This is a genomic window from Vitiosangium sp. GDMCC 1.1324, assembly GCF_003044305.1.
In the GTDB taxonomy this organism is placed as follows: domain Bacteria; phylum Myxococcota; class Myxococcia; order Myxococcales; family Myxococcaceae; genus Archangium.
In genome coordinates this window covers 53,585-73,386 of record NZ_PZOX01000009.1, presented here as the reverse complement: position 1 = coordinate 73,386, position 19,802 = coordinate 53,585, and the positions used below count along the sequence as shown (strand labels likewise).

16 protein-coding genes are annotated in these 19,802 nt (G+C 68.5%); 10 read left to right on the top strand and 6 right to left on the bottom strand.

Annotated features, from left to right (window positions below):
* Nucleotides 1-5: 5 nt before the first annotated feature.
* The 4 genes from manA to DAT35_RS25705 all read right to left on the bottom strand — a co-directional run bounded on the left by manA (nt 6) and on the right by DAT35_RS25705 (nt 4,784).
* Nucleotides 6-1,205, bottom strand: coding sequence for a mannose-6-phosphate isomerase, class I (gene manA / locus DAT35_RS25720; protein WP_108070275.1), 1,200 nt, complete (start codon nt 1,203-1,205; stop codon nt 6-8).
* 73 nt (nt 1,206-1,278) lie between these two features.
* A complete protein-coding gene (locus tag DAT35_RS25715) occupies nt 1,279-2,202 on the bottom strand; it encodes an SPOR domain-containing protein (protein WP_108069801.1) in 924 nt (307 codons plus the stop codon).
* A 152-nt stretch (nt 2,203-2,354) separates the two neighbouring features.
* Nucleotides 2,355-3,401, bottom strand: a complete 1,047-nt coding sequence (mnmA, locus tag DAT35_RS25710) for a tRNA 2-thiouridine(34) synthase MnmA (RefSeq protein ID WP_108069800.1) — start codon at nt 3,399-3,401, stop codon at nt 2,355-2,357.
* 108 nt (nt 3,402-3,509) lie between these two features.
* Nucleotides 3,510-4,784 (bottom strand): CCA tRNA nucleotidyltransferase, encoded by a 1,275-nt coding sequence (locus DAT35_RS25705; RefSeq protein ID WP_108069799.1) that lies wholly within the window; start codon nt 4,782-4,784, stop codon nt 3,510-3,512.
* A 130-nt stretch (nt 4,785-4,914) separates the two neighbouring features.
* Here DAT35_RS25705 and DAT35_RS25700 point away from each other — a divergent pair, with 130 nt between their 5' ends.
* From DAT35_RS25700 to DAT35_RS59120, 3 genes are read left to right on the top strand one after another with little or no spacing between them, the layout of a single operon-like run.
* A complete protein-coding gene (locus tag DAT35_RS25700; RefSeq protein WP_108069798.1) occupies nt 4,915-6,195 on the top strand; it encodes a glycosyltransferase in 1,281 nt (426 codons plus the stop codon).
* Nucleotides 6,196-6,205: 10 nt separating this feature from the next.
* Entirely contained in the window at nt 6,206-7,837 is a 1,632-nt protein-coding gene (locus tag DAT35_RS25695) for a cyclic peptide export ABC transporter (RefSeq protein WP_158501874.1), read from the top strand.
* Nucleotides 7,834-7,977: a hypothetical protein gene (locus tag DAT35_RS59120; protein ID WP_158501873.1), complete on the top strand. Its 144-nt coding sequence runs from the start codon at nt 7,834-7,836 to the stop codon at nt 7,975-7,977. Before DAT35_RS25695 ends, DAT35_RS59120 begins: the two co-directional genes overlap by 4 nt.
* A gap of 3 nt (nt 7,978-7,980) precedes the next feature.
* On the opposite strand, the gene DAT35_RS25685 is transcribed toward DAT35_RS59120, so the two are convergent.
* The gene (locus DAT35_RS25685; protein ID WP_233261705.1) at nt 7,981-9,642 is read right to left on the bottom strand and encodes a LysM peptidoglycan-binding domain-containing protein; all 1,662 of its coding nucleotides are present in this window, start codon (nt 9,640-9,642) and stop codon (nt 7,981-7,983) included.
* A gap of 411 nt (nt 9,643-10,053) precedes the next feature.
* Between DAT35_RS25685 and DAT35_RS25680 the strand changes: the two genes are divergently transcribed.
* The 4 genes from DAT35_RS25680 to DAT35_RS25670 all read left to right on the top strand — a co-directional run bounded on the left by DAT35_RS25680 (nt 10,054) and on the right by DAT35_RS25670 (nt 14,668).
* Nucleotides 10,054-11,754, top strand: coding sequence for a hypothetical protein (locus DAT35_RS25680; RefSeq protein ID WP_146209883.1), 1,701 nt, complete (start codon nt 10,054-10,056; stop codon nt 11,752-11,754).
* Between the two features lie 640 nt (nt 11,755-12,394).
* Nucleotides 12,395-12,997: a hypothetical protein gene (locus DAT35_RS25675; protein ID WP_108069795.1), complete on the top strand. Its 603-nt coding sequence runs from the start codon at nt 12,395-12,397 to the stop codon at nt 12,995-12,997.
* Between the two features lie 267 nt (nt 12,998-13,264).
* Nucleotides 13,265-13,423 (top strand): hypothetical protein, encoded by a 159-nt coding sequence (locus tag DAT35_RS60000; protein ID WP_199242998.1) that lies wholly within the window; start codon nt 13,265-13,267, stop codon nt 13,421-13,423.
* A gap of 99 nt (nt 13,424-13,522) precedes the next feature.
* A complete protein-coding gene (locus tag DAT35_RS25670; RefSeq protein ID WP_108069794.1) occupies nt 13,523-14,668 on the top strand; it encodes a PLP-dependent aspartate aminotransferase family protein in 1,146 nt (381 codons plus the stop codon).
* A gap of 112 nt (nt 14,669-14,780) precedes the next feature.
* On the opposite strand, the gene DAT35_RS25665 is transcribed toward DAT35_RS25670, so the two are convergent.
* Entirely contained in the window at nt 14,781-15,779 is a 999-nt protein-coding gene (locus tag DAT35_RS25665; RefSeq protein ID WP_108069793.1) for a nitrilase family protein, read from the bottom strand.
* Between the two features lie 124 nt (nt 15,780-15,903).
* Here DAT35_RS25665 and DAT35_RS25660 point away from each other — a divergent pair, with 124 nt between their 5' ends.
* The 3 genes from DAT35_RS25660 to DAT35_RS25650 all read left to right on the top strand — a co-directional run bounded on the left by DAT35_RS25660 (nt 15,904) and on the right by DAT35_RS25650 (nt 19,799).
* Complete coding sequence (locus DAT35_RS25660; RefSeq protein ID WP_108069792.1) at nt 15,904-16,812, top strand: LysR family transcriptional regulator; 909 nt, start codon at nt 15,904-15,906, stop codon at nt 16,810-16,812.
* 241 nt (nt 16,813-17,053) lie between these two features.
* A complete protein-coding gene (locus DAT35_RS25655; protein ID WP_146209882.1) occupies nt 17,054-18,082 on the top strand; it encodes a hypothetical protein in 1,029 nt (342 codons plus the stop codon).
* A 10-nt stretch (nt 18,083-18,092) separates the two neighbouring features.
* Nucleotides 18,093-19,799, top strand: coding sequence for an AMP-binding protein (locus DAT35_RS25650; RefSeq protein WP_108069790.1), 1,707 nt, complete (start codon nt 18,093-18,095; stop codon nt 19,797-19,799).
* Nucleotides 19,800-19,802 lie beyond the last annotated feature (3 nt).

The window sequence follows — 19,802 nt, the reverse complement described above, 5'->3', positions numbered from 1 at the left end:
GCGAGTCAGACGCCGGCGGTCGCGCGGAACACGACCCCGTCGCCCTCGAGCGTGTAGGCCCCATCCGACGCGCTCACGAACACCGACGAGCCTCGGGGCAGCGGGAGCACCTCGCCGCCGATCGACAGGCGCGCGGCGCCGCGGGTGCACAGGAGGATCTCCGGCCCCCGGCGTGCGGGCCTCGGAGACACGCCAGGGCGCAGTTCGAGGCGCGAGAGGCGGAACTCCTCCGTCGGCGTCGGATAGACGTACTCCACCCCATCCGAGGACTGCGCCTGGACCTTGCCGATGGGACCACACCGGAAGTCCAACACGCGGAGCAACTCCGGCACATCCACGTGCTTGGGTGTGCACCCACCGCGCAGCACGTTGTCCGAGTTGGCCATGATCTCCACGCCCACCCCGTGCAGGTACGCGTGGAGGTTGCCCGCGGACAGGTAGATGGCCTCACCCGGTTGCAACCGCACGAGGTTGAGCAGCAGCGCGCCGATGACCCCGGGATCGCCCGGGTAGAGCTCGCCGAGCCGCACGGCCCACCGCAGCTCCTCGGCGAAGGGGCCTCCCTGTCCGGCGCGCGCCGCGCAGGCCGAGACCACCGCGCCCACCAGCGGCCCGCGCTGCTCGCGGGGGGACGTCATCAGGGCCTCGAAGAGACGGGCGATCCCCTGGGCATCGGGCGACGCACGCAGCGGAGCGAGCAGCGGCTCGAGCGCCCCCAGGCCGAGCAGGTCGAAGAGCGCAAGCGTCTCGTCCGCGCGACGGAACCCGCAGAGCGCATCGAACGGCGTCAGCGCGCAGATGAGCTCGGGCTTGTGGTTCGCGTCCTTGTAGTTGCGGTGCGGGGCCCCGAGCGGCACGCCGAGCGCGTTCTCCCGCGCGTAGCCCTCGCGGGCCTGGCTGAGACTCGGGTGGGTCTGGAGCGACAGCGGGGTCTCCGCCGCGAGCACCTTGAGCAGGAAGGGCAGGTCCTGTCCGAACCGGCGCGCCACCACCTCACCGAGCTCGCGTTCCGGCGCCGAGCGGATGGTCTCCAGCAGCGTCTGCTCCCCCGAGCCCCGGCGCACACGCGAGGGGCCACCCGGGTGCGCCCCCAGCCACAGCTCCGCCTGACAGGAGGTGGAGGGAGAGGGCTGGCCGAGCAGCTCGGCGATCGCGGTCCGAGAACCCCAGGCGTACGGCTGGATGACGTTGTCGAGGAGATCCATGCAGCGGCGCCCATAGCACTCCGGACGCCGCACGGCCATGCACGGACTGTCTCACGCCGGGCCGGCCTCCGGCCTAGTTGGCGGCGACGAAGGCCTCGATCTGGGTCTCGCGCTTGAAGTCGGACAGATAGCGCGCCGCGGCATCCTTGGAGGGGAAGCTCCCCATCCGGACCCGGTACCAGGTCCCCTTGTGGGGAACCTCGGCGGACACAATGTACGGCGCGTAGCCCCGATCACGCAGCTTCGCCGCGAAGCGCTCGGCCTCCGGACGGTTCTGGAAGGCGGAGATCTGCAGGGTGAAGGCACCACCGGGAGCCGCCTCGGTGGGGCGCTGGGTGGCCCGGGCAATGGCCTCCTTCAGACCACCGCCCTGCGGAGTCGTGGTGCGGGTAGGCACCGGAGCGGACTCCACCTTGCCCGGAGAGGGAGCGGGCTTGCTCTCGGCCACCTTCGTCTCCACGGACTTGGACTCCGGCTTGGATGCAGCGGGCTTCGGCTCCGAAGGCTTCGACTCCGCGGGCTTCGCGGCGGCGGTGGCCGTGGAGGGCGCGGGGGCGTAGTCGTCGTCCGTGGGCGACGGGGTGCCCTCCTGCCCGGGTACCTCCGCATGAACGGGCGCCTCGGTGGGCTTGGGCGCGGCGGCTGCGGGCGGCTCGGCCGGCTTCGGCTTGGGCGCTGGCGGAGGGATGGCGACCGTGACGGTGCCGGGCTTGGAGGGAGCAGCCTCGGAGCCAGTCTTCTTGGTGAGCTCGTCCTGGAAGGTGAGCGGCGGCTCGGCCTCGCGGGCCTGCTGGAGGGCCTGGGCGTTGGCGTCGAGCGCGGACAGGAGATCCGGCGCGGCGGCGGCCTGGGCGTTGCCAGCGAGCTTCTTGCCCACCACCACCCCGAGCACGAACACGGCCCCCATCACGATGATCCCCGCGATCAACAGGCTGACGATCTGCCGGTTGTCGAGCGAGACATCGAACTTTTCCTTCATCCGGTGGGCATCGCGCATGGCGTGGTGTTCCTCAGGTGTACGGCGCCCCGGCGCGGCCACACGAGTGTCGCGGCCTGTAGCGTCGAGGTGCGTCGGAAGGTACGCCCCGCCTACAGGCCGGTCAAATTCAGTGCGTGCGCAGCGTCACGCCCTGGTTGTTGCCGGGAGGCTCAAACAATCCACCCGCCACCGAGCACGCGATCCCCGTCATAGACCACCGCGGCCTGGCCCGGCGTCACGGCGCGGGCCGGAGCATCGAGCCGGATGGACACGAGCCCATGCTGAGACACCTCCACACGGCCCGCGGCTCCCGGGTGGCGATGGCGGATGCGCACCAGCACCGACTTGTCCGAGGAAGGCGGTCCATCCACCCAGTGGGGCTGGAGCAGCCCGAAGGAGTCACGAGCGGTCTCATCCGCGGGGCCCACGACGACGCGACGGGACTCGGGCTCGATGCGCTGGACGTAGCGCGCCTCCCCTCCCCCGAGGTTGAGCCCGCGGCGCTGACCCACGGTGAAGCGGTGCACCCCGGCATGCGTGCCGAGCACATGCCCCTCGGTGTCGACGATCTCCCCGGCGGGCTGCGGACCGGCGACCTTCTCCACGAAGCCGGCGTAGTCCCCATCGGGCACGAAGCAGATCTCCATGCTCTCCGGCTTGTGGCTGGTGGGGAGGGCGTGACGCTCGGCGACGGCGCGGACCTCGGGCTTCGTCATGCCGCCCACGGGGAACAGGACGTCGGCGAGCTCCTGCTGCCCGAGGGTGAACAGGAAGTAGCTCTGATCCTTGGCGGAGTCGACAGCGCGGCGCAGGACGTACCGGCCCTCGTGCTGCTCGACCTGGGCGTAGTGGCCGGTGGCGAGCCGTGCACCCAGGGCGCGGGCGCGCTTGAGGAGGAAGTTGAACTTCACGTCGCGGTTGCAGGCCACACAGGGGATGGGCGTGCGGCCGCCGAGGTACGACTGGACGAAGGGGTTGATGACCCGGTCCTTGAAGATCTCCTCGGCGTTGGCGACGTAGAAGGGAATGCCGAGCGTCTGGGCGACGGCGCGGGCATCGTCGATGTCATCGGGACTACAGCAACTGCCGCACTGGGCCTTGCCCTCGTAGGACCAGACCCGGAGGGTGATACCGATGACCTCGTGACCCTGCTCCTTGAGGAGGGCGGCGGCGGCCGAGGAATCCACCCCACCGCTCATGGCAACGACGACTCGCATGATGCCCCTATCTACACGCCAGCCAGTCCGCGTGCGACACAACTGACGAGAGAGGACCACGACCCCGGACAGTTCCCCAGGGCCTACCCCCCTCCCCTCCTGACGCGCTCAGGCTCCGCGGGCCTGCTGCCAGCCGCGAAGCAGTTCCTTCAGCGTTTCCGGCTCGTTACGCGCCGGCTCATCGAGCACCTGCTCGAGCAGGAAGCGAGTGGCCTCCCCCACGATGGGCGAGGGACCAACCCCGAGGGTGGCCATGATGGCGCCACCGTTGAGCGCCAGATCCTTGCTCGTGAGCGGAGGCTTCACGGCAGCCAGGGTGTGCAGCCGACCGATGAGGACCTCCATCTCCGGCAACCGCGACGGCTCCCGCGCCTGGATCCGGGCCCTGGCCACCGAGGTGAGCGCCTCGACATTGCCGAGCCCCACCTTGGCGAGCAGCCGGCGGAGGGCCGGATCGGAGTCCCCGACATGCTGCTCGAGCCTGGCGTGTGTGACCAGGAGCCGCACGCGCTCGATCGTCTTGGTGGGGAACTTGAGCCGGACGCCGATCTCCTCGGCACGATGGGGATCGACGAGATCGGCCAACAGGGCCGCCAAGCGGATCTCCGCATCGACGGGCTCGGCGGCGGCGGCGGCACGGGCCAGTCGAGCGGCCTCCACATCCGCGCGGGCGAGCTCGGGCAGGAACACGTCCAGCAACCCGGTCGCGGTGAGCAGCTCGAGCCCGAACTCGGCGCGCTTGGAGAGGAGCAGCTTGACGAACTCCTCGCGGACGCGCTCGTGAGCCACCTTGCGGAAGACGGGGAGCGTGGCCGGGATGGCGGCCTGGGTGCCGGGATCGAGCGTGAAATCGAGCACCGCGGCGAAGCGCACGGCGCGCAGCGGGCGCAGACCGTCCTCGGAGAAGCGCTCGACGGCCGAGCCCACACAACGCACGAGCCGGGCCTTGAGGTCCTCCTGCCCACCGAAGGGATCCACGAGCTCATGGCTGAGGGGATTCCACGCCATGGCGTTGATGGTGAAATCGCGGCGCGAGAGATCCTTGACGATGTCCTGCTCGAAGGTCACGGCGCTCGGGCGGCGGCCGTCGTGGTACTCGCTCTCGCTGCGGAAGGTGGTGACCTCGACGTGGGTGCCACTCATGAGCACCGTCACGGTGCCGTGCTGGATGCCCGTGGGAATGACCTTGCGGAAGGCCCGCTGGACCTCCTCCGGGAGCGCACTGGTGGCGACGTCGAAGTCCTTGGGGTGGTAGCCCCGGAGCGTGTCGCGGACACAGCCGCCCACGAGGAAGGCGGCATGGCCCAGCTCGCGCAGACGGGCGATGACGTCCAGCACGGGGCGCGGGACGTCGGCGTCGATCAGGGGGGCAGGCGTCGTCATCGGCCCGAGAGGCTAGCCCAACGCCGCCTCCAGCGGAGCGCGCATGCACAAGCCCCACGTCCACGGACCCGCCACGGAAAGCGCCATATGGGATTGACACTCCCAGTCCAGGTTGTCATGAAAGTTCAGAATGGGACGTTTTTTCCTGACTTCACGCGGAAGCTGGGGTGACATCAATCCGTTCCTCGGCCTGGGTTGCGAGCTCAAGCGGCGAGGTCACGAGGTGACGCTGCTCTCGAACGAGTTCCACCGCGCGTGTGCGGAGAAGCTCGGCTTCGAGTTCGTGCCGTACGCCCCCGCGGAGCGCTATCACGAGGAGCAGAACGCCAATCGGGAGATCGGAGCACCGGGAAGCTTCTCCCATGAAGAGCGGCTCGAGCGCTGGCACTACCCCGAGCTGCGCGCGACGTACGCCGCGCTGGCGGAGCGTGCCGATCCACGTGACTCGGTGATCGTGGCCCGCTCGTGGACGCTGGCCGGGCGACTGGCCCAGGAGCGGCTCGGCATCCCGATGGCGACGGTCTACATCACCCCTCCCGAGTCCGTGAAGCTCTGGCCCTGGTTGCCCTACCTGGGGCCCAGGGATCCGAAGACCCGGTGGATCTTCGAGCGCGTGTTCTCGCCCATCATCGACCGGATCCATGATCCGATGTACACCCCGTTCCTCAACGCGTTCCGCGCCGAGCTCGGGCTCGCGCCGGTCAAGCACATCCAGACCCGGTGGTACGAGTCGCAGCAGCTCGCGCTCGGACTGTGGCCCGACTGGCTCTACCCGGCTCGGCCCCATTGGTCGCCCGGAATGCGGTTGCCCGGCTTCGTCTTCGACGAGGTGGGAGCCGACGAGCCCCTGTCCCCCGAGCTCGAATCGTTCCTGTCCGCGGGAGACGCACCGGTGGTGTTCCTGGCGGGGACCTACCGGAGTGGCGGTGCGGAGGACTTCTTCGCGGCCAGCGTCGAGGTCTGCCGGCGACTCGGACGCCGGGGCATCTTCCTGAGCGAGTCGCGCAAGCAATTGCCAGCCTCGCTGCCCGAGTCGATCGCGACGTTCTCCTACCTGCCGCTGCAGACACTGCTGCCGCGTTGCGCCGCGGTCGTGCACCATGGCGGCATCGGCACCGCCGCACGTGGCCTCCAGGCCGCGATCCCGCAGCTCATCGTGCCCGTCTTCTCCGACCAACCACTCAACGCCGATCGCCTGCGCGAGCTCGGCGTCGCGGACTCCGTCCAGAAATCCGAGTACCACGCCGACACGGTGACGCCCGTGTTGCGCCGGCTCATCGGCGACACCCGGGTGCGCGAGGCCTGCGAGGCGCTGTCACGGCGGATCCACCAGACGGATGCGGTGGGAGCCGCGTGCACCGCGCTGGAGGGATTGCTGCCCGAAGCCCACCGCCTGCGGGCTGTCTCATAGGACTTCGACCATGCTCTCCCTGTTCTCGCTGTTGCTGCGCCGCTCGAGCACCTCGATGCTCGCGATCGCCGTCGTCGGGATCGTCGCGGGCCTGTGCAACAGCGCCCTGCTCGCGCTGATCAGCCAGGCGCTCGGCTCGGACCAGTCCGCGATGAGGACGATGGTCGTGGGATACCTCGCGCTGTGCGCGGGCGTGCTGGTGGGCAATACCCTCCCGGAGATCCTGCTCGCGCGGCTGTCACGCGCCATCACCGCCGACCTGAGACTCAAGCTCGGACGGCGCATCCTCGCGGCCCCCTTTCGCAGCCTCGAGCTGATTGGCAAGGGACCCGTGCTCGCGGCGCTCGCGCAGGACGTCCAGGCCATCGTCAACACGGCCTCGACGCTCCCCGGCCTGGTGGTCAGTACGACGATCGTCCTCGGCTGCCTGGGCTACATGGCGTGGCTGTCCCCTCGCGGGATGCTGCTGGTGCTGCCCTCCATGGCCCTGCTCGTGGTCATCTACTTCTTCGCGGCCCGGAGGCTCATCCCCTTGTGGCGCCAGGAGCGTGACACCCAGGACGAGCTATATCGCGAGCAGCAGCAGGTGCTCGATGGCATCAAGGAGCTCAAGTTGCACGAGCGCCGCCGCCGGGAGTTCATGGAGAACGACTTCGCGCCCGCCGTGGAGCACGTCCGCAGCACGGGCCTGCAGGCGGCGATCAGCGGAGCGCTGCTCGGCAACTTCGTGCACTTCTTCACGTGGCTCGTGCTGGGCATCATGCTGTTCGGTGTCTTCGTCCTGACCACGCACGATACCGACGCCACGCGCGGATACGTGATGTCGCTGATGTACATGTGGGGACCCTTCCGAGGGCTGATCGAAGGCATCGGGCGCTGGCCCCAGGCGAGCATCGCACTCGACAAGCTCGCGCAGCTCGAGGTCTCGCTCACCGAGCCGGCCGCCGACGAGGTCACCGGCGCACCGTTGCCCGAGCTGCCTTCCGGCGAGCGCCACGAGCTGCGCTTCGAGGGGGTGACCTACGCGTTCGGAGACGCGAGCTCGGCCCACACGTTCCGCGTGGGCCCGATCGACCTGGCACTTCGGCCCGGAGAGCTGGTGTTCGTGGTCGGCGGGAACGGCAGCGGCAAGACGACGCTGGCCAAGCTGCTCACGGGCCTCTACGCCCCCGAGTCCGGGCGGCTCCTGTGGAACGGGGTGCCCGTGACGGACCAGAACCGGGAGGCCTACCGCAATGCCTTCTCGGCGATCTTCACCGACTTCCACCTGTTCGAGAACCTGCGCGGCGTGGACCCCACCCTGATCGCGAACGGTGTGCAGGAGTACCTGCGCCTGTTCGAGCTCGACGCGAAGCTCCGCTTCGTGGATGGCCGCTTCTCGACGACGAGCCTCTCCACGGGTCAGCGCAAGCGGCTGGCGATGATCGTCGCGCTGTTGGAGGACAGGCCCTTCTACCTGTTCGACGAATGGGCGGCCGACCAGGATCCCGAGTTCCGCGAGGTCTTCTACAAGAAGATCCTCCCGGAGCTGGCCGCCCGCGGCAAGGGCGTGATCGTCATCACGCATGACGACCGGTACTTCCACTTCGCGCACCGGGTGATCAAGCTTGAGCTCGGCAAGCTCGTCGTGGCAGCGGCGTGACGTCCCCATGCAGATGGACCAACCCATCTCACTTCTCATCCCTGGAGCACGACACGGTGCAGTACACGTACTCGCGCATGGCGCCGGGCCACCTGCCCGGCACCAAGGGCCGCCTCGAGGAGCTGCGCGAGGGAACCTGAGCCTCAGGCCAGCACCTCGAGCGCGCGCCGGTAGTACGCCTCGCGGCTGGCCTCTCCGTTGTAGCCCCCGTTGATGCGGTGGGTGATCTCCCGGAAGTTGCCCGCGTCGGCCAGCGCGTTGAGGTGGTGGCCCGTCCAGAACCAGGCGGCGGTGCGGAAGCCCACGTCGGGGTCTGCGGCGCGCGTGGGGTTGTTCTCCAGGTCGATGCCCAGCGCCTTGCCCGCGGCGCGGTAGTTGGCCCGGCCGGTGAGCTGGATGGGGCCTCGGCCCTTGTAGCGCTTGCCATCGCCCGGGTGCGTGTTGCCCAGGTCCTTGCGGCCCTCGTAGGCAGCACCCGAGGCGATCTCCTCCATGTAGCGGAACTCACCGCTCTCGTGCGCGAGCTGCGCGAGGAAGGCGGCACGGCGCTTGGGGGTGTTGATGCTGGCCTCGGCCATGGCCGCGTTGAGATAAGGCAGGTACTTCTGGGCCTTCGCCTGCGACAGGTTGGGCATGATCTTCCGCAGCTGCGCGAGCGTCACGCCCCCCGGGGCACCGCCGGGCTTGGGCGGGCTCACGACGGGCCCCGCGCCCCCCACCTTCGCGCCGAGCTTCCCGAAGGCGGCGCGGGTCAGCGGGCCGTAGTTGCCGGTGTTCGGCACGCCGTGCGCGGACTGGAACGCCCGGAGGGCCGCCCGGGTCTTGGACCCGAAGAGGCCCGGGCCGGTGTTCATGTCGGCCTGAGAGAGGTTGCCCGTCTTCACCAGCGCCCGTTGAAGCTGCTCCACCTCGGGGCCGTGCGAGCCCTCCTCCAGGTCCCCCGCGGGCAGCGTCACGCCCGCGAGCGATACGGGGGCCACCGTGGGGTGAGGGCCGGCCACCCTGGCGATCCGGCTGCGGCCGCCGCCGGTCGGCACCGCACCCGGGCGCGGGTTGCCACCGGAGAAGACGACGAGCTCGCCCGTGCTCTTGTAGTTCCTCGGGCCGCCCACGATCCGGTTGCCCTGGAGCTTGAGGGAGATCTCCCGCCCGGTGGCGGGGTCGTTGGCGTAGTAGGTGTTGCCCTGGTGGTGGGTGATGGCCACCCAGTGGTCGGTGCCACCGGCGCCGCCGCCACCGCCGGGCTTGTAGTCCACGCCGATGACGACGGGGCGGCCCGCGTCGAGCTGCTTGTTGATGGTGGTGAGGCTCCAACCGGGCTTGGACGCACCGAGGCCGGCCATCCTCGCGGCCTGGTTCCAGATGATGGCATCCCCGGAGTAGCCGCCGTGCGCGTCGAGGTATGCGTCGAGCTCACCGGGGTTGATGACCCTGCCGCCAATCTTGCTGATGGCCATGGCGGTGGCGGTCATGGCGCAGCCGGAGTCGGAGATGGAGTCGTGCCGGCCCAGGGTGCGGCCACCCCAGCGGGCATCACCCTGCCGGAACAGGGGGGTACCGTCGGAGGAGGTGGAGGGGGTGCCGCCGGAGGGAACGGAGGTGCGGCCACGGGTGGGGGCGGGCGCGCGACGGGGTGGCGGGGGGCCAGGAGGCGCGGCGCCATCGGGAATCATCAGCTTCTGCCCGACCCGGATGAGGTTGGGGTCTTTGATGTGGTTGAGCCTGACGAGCGCGTCGACAGTGGTGTGGAACTTCACCGCGAGCTTCGACAGGGTGTCGCCACGAACGACGGTGTAGGTCGACATGATGGAGCTCCGTGAATGAATGAAAACCCGGCCGCGACGCCTGCTGCGGCCGAGAACGATTTCAATCCACAACGGGTAGAGAATGCCGCGGAGGTTTAGTGACCCCGCCGCGGGGCCGCGGTCCGTGGGACGCAACCTCGGCGAGCGGCCATCATGCCGCCCGCGAGGGAGCGCCCAGGGGTCCCAGCGGCGAGGGGGGTACGGCCGTCCGTCGTGAGGGGTGTTCCCCTCATCCTGAGGGGTCTGGCCCCCACCAACTGCCGCCGGCCCGGGAAAGCCAGCAATTCGACAAACACCTGTTATTGATGGGAGTTCCAGAGTTCCGGGTTGAGGCGTGGAAATTGCTCAGGGGCTCCGCATTCACCCGCCTCGGGCCCACGGGATGTCGAGGCCGAATGAGGACACACCTGGATGAGACGACTTGACGAGATGAACACCCTTGCAAGCAACTTCCCGCGGCCCCCTCGTTCCGCGCTCCTTTCCCTCCTGCTCCCGCTGCTGTCTCTGGGAACGGGGTGTGGTGGCGAAGAGACGAGTGACACGCTGGAGGCGCCGCTGGCTACGGCGACGCAGGTGGCCTCGGACGCCAACCTGTATGACTCCTTCACCCGGGCCAACCACGACTCCCGCCTGTACAGCCTGGAGCAGGGCGTCCACGCGTGGACCCCGACTCCCTATTACGGCAGCGCCTGGGGCGTCATGTCGGGCCGTGCCTATCTCTCCAAGGACGACGGCACCTGGCTGGACCACTACGCCACGGTGCCTGGCACCTCCGACGTGCGGGTGATGGTGACGCTGGCTGTGCTGGGCCAGTACTCCGGCCTCACCTTCCGCTTCGTCGACCGCGCCAACTGCTGGAAGCTGGCGACGGACACGAGCCAGGGGAAGTACTTCCTCACGAGGTACCTGGGCGGCACGCAGACGTTCCCGCTGCAGATCGCCCAGGCGCCCGTCGCGGGAGACGTGCTCGAGGTGCGCGCCTCCGGCACCCGCATCGACGTGTATATCAACGGCGTGTACAAGGGCGGCGTCAACGATGCCACCCACCAGTACGCCACCCGCGTCGGCCTGCTGGCGAGCCAGGACAACCTCGCGCGCTTCGACGAGTTCAAGGCCTACACGCAGGGAACGCGTGACGCCACGCTGCAGCCATTCCGCTCGAACTCGGTGTGGAACCTGCCCATCGGCCAGGGCGCGACGTACGGGGACACCACGGACCCGGCGACGCGTGACTTCCTCGCCACCAGCATCAATGGCGTGAACGTCACCGCCTGGGCCAACTGGAACCAGTACTCGCATCCCATCACCTTCGCGTCCAACACCGACCCGTGGGCGACGGTGACGGACTACAACGACTCGTCGCGCAGCAGCGCCTACTACGTGCCCGCCACCGCCACCATCGCGGATGGCTCGGACAAGCACATGCACATCATCACCCCGTCGCGGACGCACATCGACGAGGCCTGGGCCACCACGCGTCAGTCCACCACGGCATACACCGTGGGTCGCCACCACCGGATCGATCTCTACGGCTCGGGGTTGGGGCCGCAGGCGGGCGTGCGCGCGTACGGAGGCTCCGCGGTGGGTGGCCTCATCCGCGCGTGGGAGACGACCCCTACGCACCCGAAGTACACGGGGAAGATCCAGCACGCGCTGGCCGTCGCCGTGGACCGCGCGCAGCTCTATTACAGCTCCGGGTGGAGCGGCTACGACTCCAGCGGCTACGGCACCGCGAAGGGCTACGTCTGGCCCGCCACCGAGCAGGACTGGGGCAGCGAGACGACCTACAAGGGCCAGGTGCCCATGGGGTCGTACTTCGCCATTCCGCCGTCCGTGGACCTCAACGCGCAGGGGCTGACGGCGGAGGGGAAGATGGTGGCGCAGGCGCTCCAGGACTTCGGAGCCTACGTGACGGACGCGACGGTGGGAGCCGTGACCTTCTACGTGGAGCCCACGGCGCCGGCGTCCTTCGCGAACAACCTTCGCAAGGATGCGGCCAGGCTGCGCTCGCTGATGCGGCGGGTGACGAACAACAGCGCGGCCACGCCCAACGGCCCCGGCGCGCGCCGGGTTCCCATGGTTCCCGATCTGGCACCGCCTTCTGCTCCGTGAGGCGCAGGAGCGCTCGCGAGCCTGCTCAAACTCCGGACGGAAGGCGAGGAATCCATCTGGGTTGAGCGCCTCGAAGACGTAGCGGCTGCTCGGGGGGTGCATGCGGGACTCCTCACCCCCGCACGAAAGCACGGGCCTTCCAGGCGGGTCGCGCGGCCCCCCCTCCCCGACTGGGGGGTGAATAGATGAGGAGGTGACAGTCCCATATGGAACTGTGTAGTGCTGTACGTGTGTGCGGGCTCTGTGCAGAGTGCAGCGTGGGCCATGATGTAAGCCTGCGTCGGGCGCTTGGCTGAACCCTTTGAGCCAAGGTGGTGTCATGGGCATTTAAAGGCGACTCACGTGGCTGTCGGCAAATCGACCTTGGAGCCTTATTTCTGCAAGTTTGGCGTGGGAATGCCAATTGAGCACGGAGAGCTTGGATGGATATCCGAGCCGCTTGCTCAGCGGATAGCCGCCGATTGCGCCAGCCAAGCGTTGAGAGAGGTGATCGCCGCGCCCGCCTCCCCACTTCCTGGTCTTGTCTGTACACAATTCAGGGAAACATTCCACGAGCTCCTGAACCGCGCCGTGTTTGGCTCGAGGGTGACGGTTCGGTGTCAAAAGGGAACAAACCCTACCCGAGTCGAGCTCTAAGCCCATGCCCGTTTCAGCGGAAGATTTGTTGTCTGTTGTGCAAAGGTACTGGCGCTCAGACCATGAGTTTGATGACAAACTGGAAACCTCTCCTGAAACAGAGAGGTTCCACGACGCGTGGGAGCAGGCGCTCAAGAAGATCGACCAGTGGCGCGAGCTCATGCGCGAGCTGCGAGCGGAACTGCCGCACTTCAACATCGGGCATGCCACGGCCACCTGTGATGCCAGCTTCAAATGTATGGTGTATACGAACCGTGACGCCGTGCCTTCGGACCGGCAGGAGGGCGAGCCGCGGTCGCGTCGCTGGGCGGTTGTCGGCTGCCTGAGCATCCTGGCGCCTGTCTATACCGTTTATGGCGTGCAGTACGACTACTACAAGGGACGAGAAGTGATCGCCGCCAGGATCTTTATTGATCCGCTTCTGCCTGAAATGCAGGCGCCTGCGGAGGTCGTTGCCAGGAAGATCGAGGCGACGTACGGGGCCGAGGCTCTTCCTCGCGACATCGCCGAGTTCCGAATCCCGCTGATCGTGGAGCGCAAGGAGCCGCCCGAGACCACGCTCTTTCATGCGCTCTTCACGAGCGAGCCTGAAAACCTGCCTCTCTAGTCCTACTGTGTCATGAAGTTCAGGGATTGGCCGGCGGATAGGCGGGATAGAGGCCGTGTTGAGGGTGAGGGCTGGTGCAGAGGGGCCGAGAAGGGCCGCCATGACCTCACGCATCTCGGCGCGGAAGACGCGGCCGTGCTCTTCACGAACGAGGTCGCAACCTGAGTTGACTCGGCGGGCTTCGACGGGTACGGTCGTTGTTGCTCATTCGAGCCCTGACGAGGGCGACCCGTACCAGGAAGGAACGACGGGCCGTGGAGGTGTTCCATGGCTTGGTTCGTCCTGATGCTCGCGGGTGTTCTCGAAGTCGTCTCTGCCATCGGCGGTGTTGTCCTCTTCGATGAGGCGATGCCTCCGCTGCGCGTCGTCTTCGTCGCGCTCCTCGTGGTGTCGATCGTTGGATTGAAACAGACATCGACCGCGTAGCGTCTGCGTGAATTCCTCGAAGACCTACCTCCTCACGCCCGAGAAGGTCGTCGTCATTGTCTCTAATAACTGGCACGAGCCGTAAGGAAAGAAGGCAGCATGAAGAACAAAGATGCGGGCTCAAGCACGGACCCATCTCTCTCGAAGATCTCGTCCGCCGAGTCACTGCTCGTCGCGGCAGGACGCGACCGACGCCCGGGGGCGCCGCTGAACCAGCCGCCCGTTCCCGCCTCGAACTTCAACCTCGGCACCGAGCGCGCCTACTCGCGAGACGACGGCACGCCAACGTGGGAAGCGCTGGAGGAGATCGTCGGACTCCTGGAGGGAGGCCACACCGTCGCATTCTCCTCAGGCATGGCCGGTGTCGCCGCGGTCTTCGATCAACTGCGCGTCGGGGCGCAGGTCGTGATCCCAGACGATTGTTACCAGGGCGTGGTCGGGCTCGCCGAACTTGGGAGCCAGAAGGGCATCTGGAGTCTCCGCAGATTGGCCCTTGACGATACAGACGGGTGGGTGCGGGCTTGCGCGGACGCAGATCTCATCTGGCTGGAATCTCCGTCGAACCCGTTGCTGACGGTGGCCGACGTGCGCACCATCTGTTCGGCTGCCCGAAAGCCATCTGCCCTCTTGGCGGTCGACAATACGTTCGCGACCTCCCTGAATCAGCGGCCGCTCGAGCTGGGCGCTGACGTCTCCTTCCAATCGGCAACCAAGTTCATCGGTGGGCACTCGGACCTGCTCGCTGGGGTGGTCACCGTGAGACGTGACGATCTCCGCGCAGCCTTGCGGCGCTCACGTGAGCTGAACGGAGCCACGCCCGGCGCACTCGAGTCATTCCTCGCGGTGCGTGGTGCGCGCACGATGGCGCTCAGGCTCGAACGCGCCCAGGCCAACGCGATGATCCTCGCTGAGCGCCTGCATGCACACCCTCGTGTCGCGCTTGTCCGGTACCCGGGACTCAGCAGCCACCCGACGCACTCGGTTGCGCGCGAACAGTTGAAAGGTTTCGGCACCATCATCTCGTTCGATGTTCGTGGAGAGGCCGCGGCGGCCGACAAGGTGTGTTCGCGGGTCAGGCTCATTCATCACGCCACGAGCTTGGGGGCCGTGGAGTCGACGATTGAGCGCCGTGCAGGCATCCCCGGCCAGGAGCATCTGCCCCCATCACTCCTGCGGTTGAGCGTCGGAATCGAGAATGTCGAAGAGCTCTGGGTAGACCTCGCAGCGGCCCTGCGAGACGAATAGGTCGCCCGAGCCGATGCGCGCAAGGGCGATGTAGACATCGAGCGCCAGAGAGCCACCTCTCGTGCCGAGACCGCCGGAGGCCCGTCGTCGTCAGGCCACGCGCGCGTTGAGTTCAGGAGCGAGTCTGGAGCGGAAGACGGTGTGCCGCCGTTGGCTCGGAAGAGAATCGGGCCCGCCGGGGATCCAGCTCGTCACCCCTGTGCTCGGCCAGCATGCCGTACAGCTCGGGACGGCGACCGCGAATCCAGCGGCGTCCGGTGCACAGTGGGAGCAGGCCAAGGTCGAGGTCCGCGACCACCATGTCGTCACCCGCCCGCCAGGTCTCCGCGAGGATGCGGCCATAGGGATCGAGGATCATCGCGTTGCCGGTGCGAACCTCATCGTCGTCCAGGCCGACACCATTGCTGAACAGGAGGAACATGCCATTGTCGTGGGCACGCGCCGGGAGCCAACGCATGAGCCACTCCCGGCCCTTGGGTCCGCGGAATTCAGCCTCGATGGCGCGGGGGTCTTCCGCTCTTCGCCGCCAGAGCTCGGGGTCGATTCGTCCCATGGCGTGCGGGCTGCGCGAATTCGTCCCACCTGTCTGATGCGGTGCCATGAGCACATCCGCACCGAGGAGCGCTGTTGCTCGGGCGTTTTCGACGAGGTTGTTGTCCCAGCAGATCAGCACCCCCACCCGGATTCCCAGCGGCGTGTCGAAGACGGTATAGCGATCGCCACTCGCCATGTGCTCGCTCTCGAAGGCGTGGAGCTTGCGATGGGTATGAACCGTCCCATCCGGCAGACAGACGGCATAGGCGTTGTAGAAGCGGCCGTCGGAGCCCTCCTCGATGAGGCCGGCGCCCAGCACGAGGTCCTGTTCGCGAGCCAGCGCGCGGAGGCTGTCGACCGAGGGGCCTGACGGAACAGGCTCGGCCAGCGCCGAGATGCCCGCCCGGTCGAGGTGGCGAACATGCCAGTAGCCTGTCACGCACATCTCCGGGAAGGCGATCAGCTTGACCCCGTTGGAGGAGGCCAGGCCGGCGAAGTACCGGATGTGCTCGAGGTTGTAGGCCTTGTCGCCCGGCAGATGCTGGAACTGCACCGAAGCGACCCGTATGCTCGTCATGGCTCGAACTCCCGTCTGTCGGTAGGTGTCCGTGGACAGTGCCGCCGGTACGGTTGCAGGTCTCGGACGCGGGAGGCAGCATCCAAAACGAGAGCCGTCCCGGTAAACTGTCGACCTTCGCCCCATGCCTGCCGAAAAACGCACACCCCCGTTGGATTGGGACGACCTCCGTCACTTCGCGGCCCTGGCCCGGCACGGCAGTCTGGTCGCCGCGAGCAAGGTCCTGGGCACTGCCCGCTCGACGATCGCGCGGCGTGTCGAGGGACTGGAGCGTCGGCTCGGCAGGCCGCTGCTCGTTCGGACGCCAGACGGTTTCAAGCTCACCGACGATGGCGCGACCGTGTTGGCGCAAGCGACCGCGATGGAAGAGGCCGCGCTGGTGGTGCAGCGTCGTCTCGGTGGCGATGACGGTCCGAAGGGACCGGTGCGGCTCACGACGTCCCGCTCCCTGGCCCATGGCTTCCTGGTGGACCGGCTGGGACCGCTCCATGACCGCCATCCCGGGCTCGACGTCGAGCTTATCGCCGAGACGCGGGTTCTCAGCCTGTCCCGCTCGGAGGCGGACATCGCGATCCGTCTCGGCCGGCCCGCCGACAGCGAGCTGCTGGCCCGGAGGGCCGCCACGGTGGGTTATGCCTTCTTCGCGCCCGCTCGAAAGCGCGATGTGCTTCTTTCCCGCGAGCAGCCACCCCTGGTCGGGTATGGAGCGGACGATCAGGCAGCCGAGGCGGCCTGGATGGCGTCCCGCTTTCCCAGCCATCGATTCATCTTCCGGAGCAACAGCCTCCAGGCTCAAGCGGCGGCTGCACAGGCCGGATGTGGCATCGTGCTGCTGCCCTGTTTCCTGGCCGCGAACTACCCGGGCCTCGTGCGGATCCCCTTCGGCCCGCTTCCACCCGAGCGCGAGGTCTGGATATTGATGCGCCGCGACTCGGCCCGGGCGCCCCGGGTGAAGGCGGTGGGAGACCATCTGTTCGAGCTCTTCCGTGCCGAGCGCGCGCTGCTGTCCGGGTACCGGGCACAGGGGGAATAGCCTCGGCCCAGGCCACCCGCCACGTCCTGGCATTCCGGAGTCAATCCCTACCAGCCATGTAGCAGATCGCTCGCACAGGCCTTGAAACAAGCGCAAGGCCTGAGGCTACCTGCTGGAGGATGTCTCCCCGGCCCTCCACCCAACGGCGGAGGCACTCCCCTTTCCCGGCGCGATTCTGTATGACAAAGGAATGAACTCACACGCGCTCCGGTGGGCAGGGAACGCGGTCGGAACGCCCTGAATGCATACTCCTACCTTGTTGCGATGGGCAGTCGTCTCGGCGTTCCTGATCTGCCCGACGGCCAGGGCGCAGGTCTCCCTCCCGGGCTTCGAATTGGAGCGGCTGGATGTCACCCTGGGTCGCAGCTCGATCGTGTCTGGCAATGGCCAACTGCTGGTGCCCGGGGGAATGAGCGTGGCGCTGGCAGGCCAGTACCAGCACCTGCCCCTGGTCCTGCGCAATGGGGAGCGCCGGCTGGATCTGGTGCGCAGCCGGGCCTCCGCGTTGCTCGCGGGGAGCTATGGCGTGCTGTCCTGGCTCGAGCTGGGCATCCAGTTGCCGGTGGTGCTCTGGCAAAAAGGAGATGATCCAAGCACCGTGGGGCTGGCGCCGCTGGCATCCCAGGGGCTGGGCACGCCGGTGCTCCAGGCCCGCTTCGGGCTGCTGTCGCAGCGAGCCGGGCAGCCCGTGGATCTGGCGCTGGATCTGGCCTTGGGACTGCCCGTGGGCAGCAGCCATGCGCTCGCGCGTGACGCAGGGCCGCGCTTCCAGGCCCGGGCCACCATGGGCATGCCGCTGGGCCCGCTCCAGTCCTCGCTCGAGGCGGGAGTGCTGCTGCGCTCCCGCAACCCGCTGGCGCCCCCCTCCGCCTCGGGCCAGGCCCTGGAGGTGCGCCTGGGCGCCCTGCTGGCCACCACGGGCAAGAAGCTGAGGGGCGAGCTGGCCCTGCGGGGCGCCTTCGCCGCTGATGCCAGCCAGCCTGCCATCGAGGTGCTGGCGGGGGGGCGCCTGCCGCTGAACCCGGAGCTGGAGCTGTTCGCCCTGGCGGGTCCAGGCCTGGGAGCCACTCCCGGCACACCCATTGCCCGCGTGCTGCTGGGCGTCAGCTTCCGCAAGGAGCCACCTCCGCGCATGGAGTTCCTCACCGAGCCCGTGCCTCGCTTCCACCTGGAGGAAGCCCAGACGCCAAAGAAGGAAGAGGTCCGGCCCGAGACCGTGGTGCCCGTGCCCACGCGGGAGCTGATGCCCTCCGAGAATCCCTCCACCTAGCCAGGCCGCAATGTCCTTCGATCTTCGCGCCATCCTTGAGCAGTACGGGGCGGACACTCCTCCGGCGGGAGGCGTGCCCGACTGGCTCCGGCAGAGCTGGAGCGATCCAGAGGGCTTCGCCACGGCACTGGCTCCGGCCCACGTGGGCCGGGGCGCCCCATTCAAGAGCCGGGCGGGCCAGCACTACGACTTCTTTCATGATCTGGTGGGCCGCCACGCCGCCACGGATCGCATCGCCCTGCGCACCTACGAGCGGGCGAAGGGCTGGCGGACGCTGAGCTACCGCCAGCTCCACGAGCAGGCCACGCGGCGAGCCACCGCGTGGGCACAGCTCGGCGTCAAGCCCGGGGCCAGGGTGTGCCTGCTGCTGCACGTGGGCCCCGAGCTGCTGGTGAGCCTGGCGGCCGCGCTGGGCCTGGGAGCCTGCGTCAGCCTGCTGCCCCCCGGAGGCCGGCGCTTCGTGGCGCGCCGGCTGGCGGCGCTCGAGCCCCAGCACGTGGCCGCCGAGCCCCACCAGGCGCCCCTGCTGGGGCCCTACACGAAGTGCCTGCTGCCCACCCACGTCCCCTCCACCCCGGCGCTCGCCTCCTATACCTACAAGCCGGGGGAGGCGGTGGGCCTGCTCTTCTCGCCGCTGGCGGATCCGCCTCACGTCCCCGTGCCACTGCGGGCCGAGGACGCCTGGCGCGGAGCACTGGTGGACGGGCTGCTCACCTTCGGACTGGCACCGGGAGAGCACCTGGCCGCGCCTGGATTCCACACGCTTCAGCACCTGCCCGCGCTGCTCTTCACCACGATGCTGCGCGGCGCCACCTTCCTTCACCTGGAGCCAGCGGACGTGGAGGCCTCGCCCGCCCTGCTGACCGAGCACCCGGTGCGCGCGCTGGGCGTCACCCCAGCCCTGAGGGATGTGTTGCTGCGCACCCGCCTCTCGCTCAAGAGCGTGGGCCACTGGTTCCGCAACCCCGAGGGGGCCTTCGACTGGCAGTCCTGGCGCGACTGGGTGACGCAGTGCGGACTGACCTCGGTGCCGTGCTCCAACGTGCTCGTGGACGCGGCGGCGGGCGGCGCCGTGCTCTGCTCCCCGCGGCGCGTGGGGGACGTGCATACCGAGGCTGCCCCGGCTCCGGGCCGTAGCTGGACGCTGCTGGATCTCAACCAGAGCGGGCAGGAGGCCGTGGGCGACACAGGCCTCTTCACCCTGCTGCCCTCCGAGGGTCGGCCCCTCAGCCACATCATCTTCTCGCGCGCCCGGGGCCAGTACCAATACGCGGGTGCACGGGATGCGCGGCGCGAGGGGCGCGTCTACCCCGCCGCCGAGGTGACCGAGGCGCTGCGCGAGGAGCCGGGGCCAGCGCTGACCACCTCCGTGCTCCCCGTGCCCTCGGGAGGCCTGGGGGACGAGCACCGCTACGTCTTGCTCGTCTTCACCCGGGGCCAACCTCTGGGCGCGGAGACTTCTGTCTCGGAGCTGCGCCGGCGGCTCGAGTTGCAGCTCGGCGCCGAGTTCCTGCCGGATCGCTTCGAGTTCTTCCCGCTCCACCCTCGGTTCGAGGAGGGCCAGCTGGACGAGGCCTGGTGCCATAGGCAGTACCTGACGGGCGCCCTGCACCACAAGCTCTCGGATCCCCTGTTCCAGGCGCTCACCGCGCTGAGGACGCAGGCCCTCCGGACCCCTGGAGGGACAGCCCGGGACACGCCCGCGACAAGGAGATGACGC

Excerpts from the sequence above, each read along its gene's own strand:
- manA (WP_108070275.1), bottom strand. The coding sequence starts at position 1,205 with ATGGATCTCCTCGACAACGTCATCCAGCCGTACGCCTGGGGTTCTCGG.
- DAT35_RS25715 (WP_108069801.1), bottom strand. The coding sequence starts at position 2,202 with ATGCGCGATGCCCACCGGATGAAGGAAAAGTTCGATGTCTCGCTCGAC.
- mnmA (WP_108069800.1), bottom strand. The coding sequence starts at position 3,401 with ATGCGAGTCGTCGTTGCCATGAGCGGTGGGGTGGATTCCTCGGCCGCC.
- DAT35_RS25705 (WP_108069799.1), bottom strand. The coding sequence starts at position 4,784 with ATGACGACGCCTGCCCCCCTGATCGACGCCGACGTCCCGCGCCCCGTG.
- DAT35_RS25700 (WP_108069798.1), top strand. The coding sequence starts at position 4,915 with ATGGGACGTTTTTTCCTGACTTCACGCGGAAGCTGGGGTGACATCAAT.
- DAT35_RS25695 (WP_158501874.1), top strand. The coding sequence starts at position 6,206 with ATGCTCTCCCTGTTCTCGCTGTTGCTGCGCCGCTCGAGCACCTCGATG.
- DAT35_RS25685 (WP_233261705.1), bottom strand. The coding sequence starts at position 9,642 with ATGTCGACCTACACCGTCGTTCGTGGCGACACCCTGTCGAAGCTCGCG.
- DAT35_RS25680 (WP_146209883.1), top strand. The coding sequence starts at position 10,054 with ATGAGACGACTTGACGAGATGAACACCCTTGCAAGCAACTTCCCGCGG.
- DAT35_RS25675 (WP_108069795.1), top strand. The coding sequence starts at position 12,395 with ATGCCCGTTTCAGCGGAAGATTTGTTGTCTGTTGTGCAAAGGTACTGG.
- DAT35_RS60000 (WP_199242998.1), top strand. The coding sequence starts at position 13,265 with ATGGCTTGGTTCGTCCTGATGCTCGCGGGTGTTCTCGAAGTCGTCTCT.
- DAT35_RS25670 (WP_108069794.1), top strand. The coding sequence starts at position 13,523 with ATGAAGAACAAAGATGCGGGCTCAAGCACGGACCCATCTCTCTCGAAG.
- DAT35_RS25665 (WP_108069793.1), bottom strand. The coding sequence starts at position 15,779 with ATGACGAGCATACGGGTCGCTTCGGTGCAGTTCCAGCATCTGCCGGGC.
- DAT35_RS25660 (WP_108069792.1), top strand. The coding sequence starts at position 15,904 with ATGCCTGCCGAAAAACGCACACCCCCGTTGGATTGGGACGACCTCCGT.
- DAT35_RS25655 (WP_146209882.1), top strand. The coding sequence starts at position 17,054 with ATGCATACTCCTACCTTGTTGCGATGGGCAGTCGTCTCGGCGTTCCTG.
- DAT35_RS25650 (WP_108069790.1), top strand. The coding sequence starts at position 18,093 with ATGTCCTTCGATCTTCGCGCCATCCTTGAGCAGTACGGGGCGGACACT.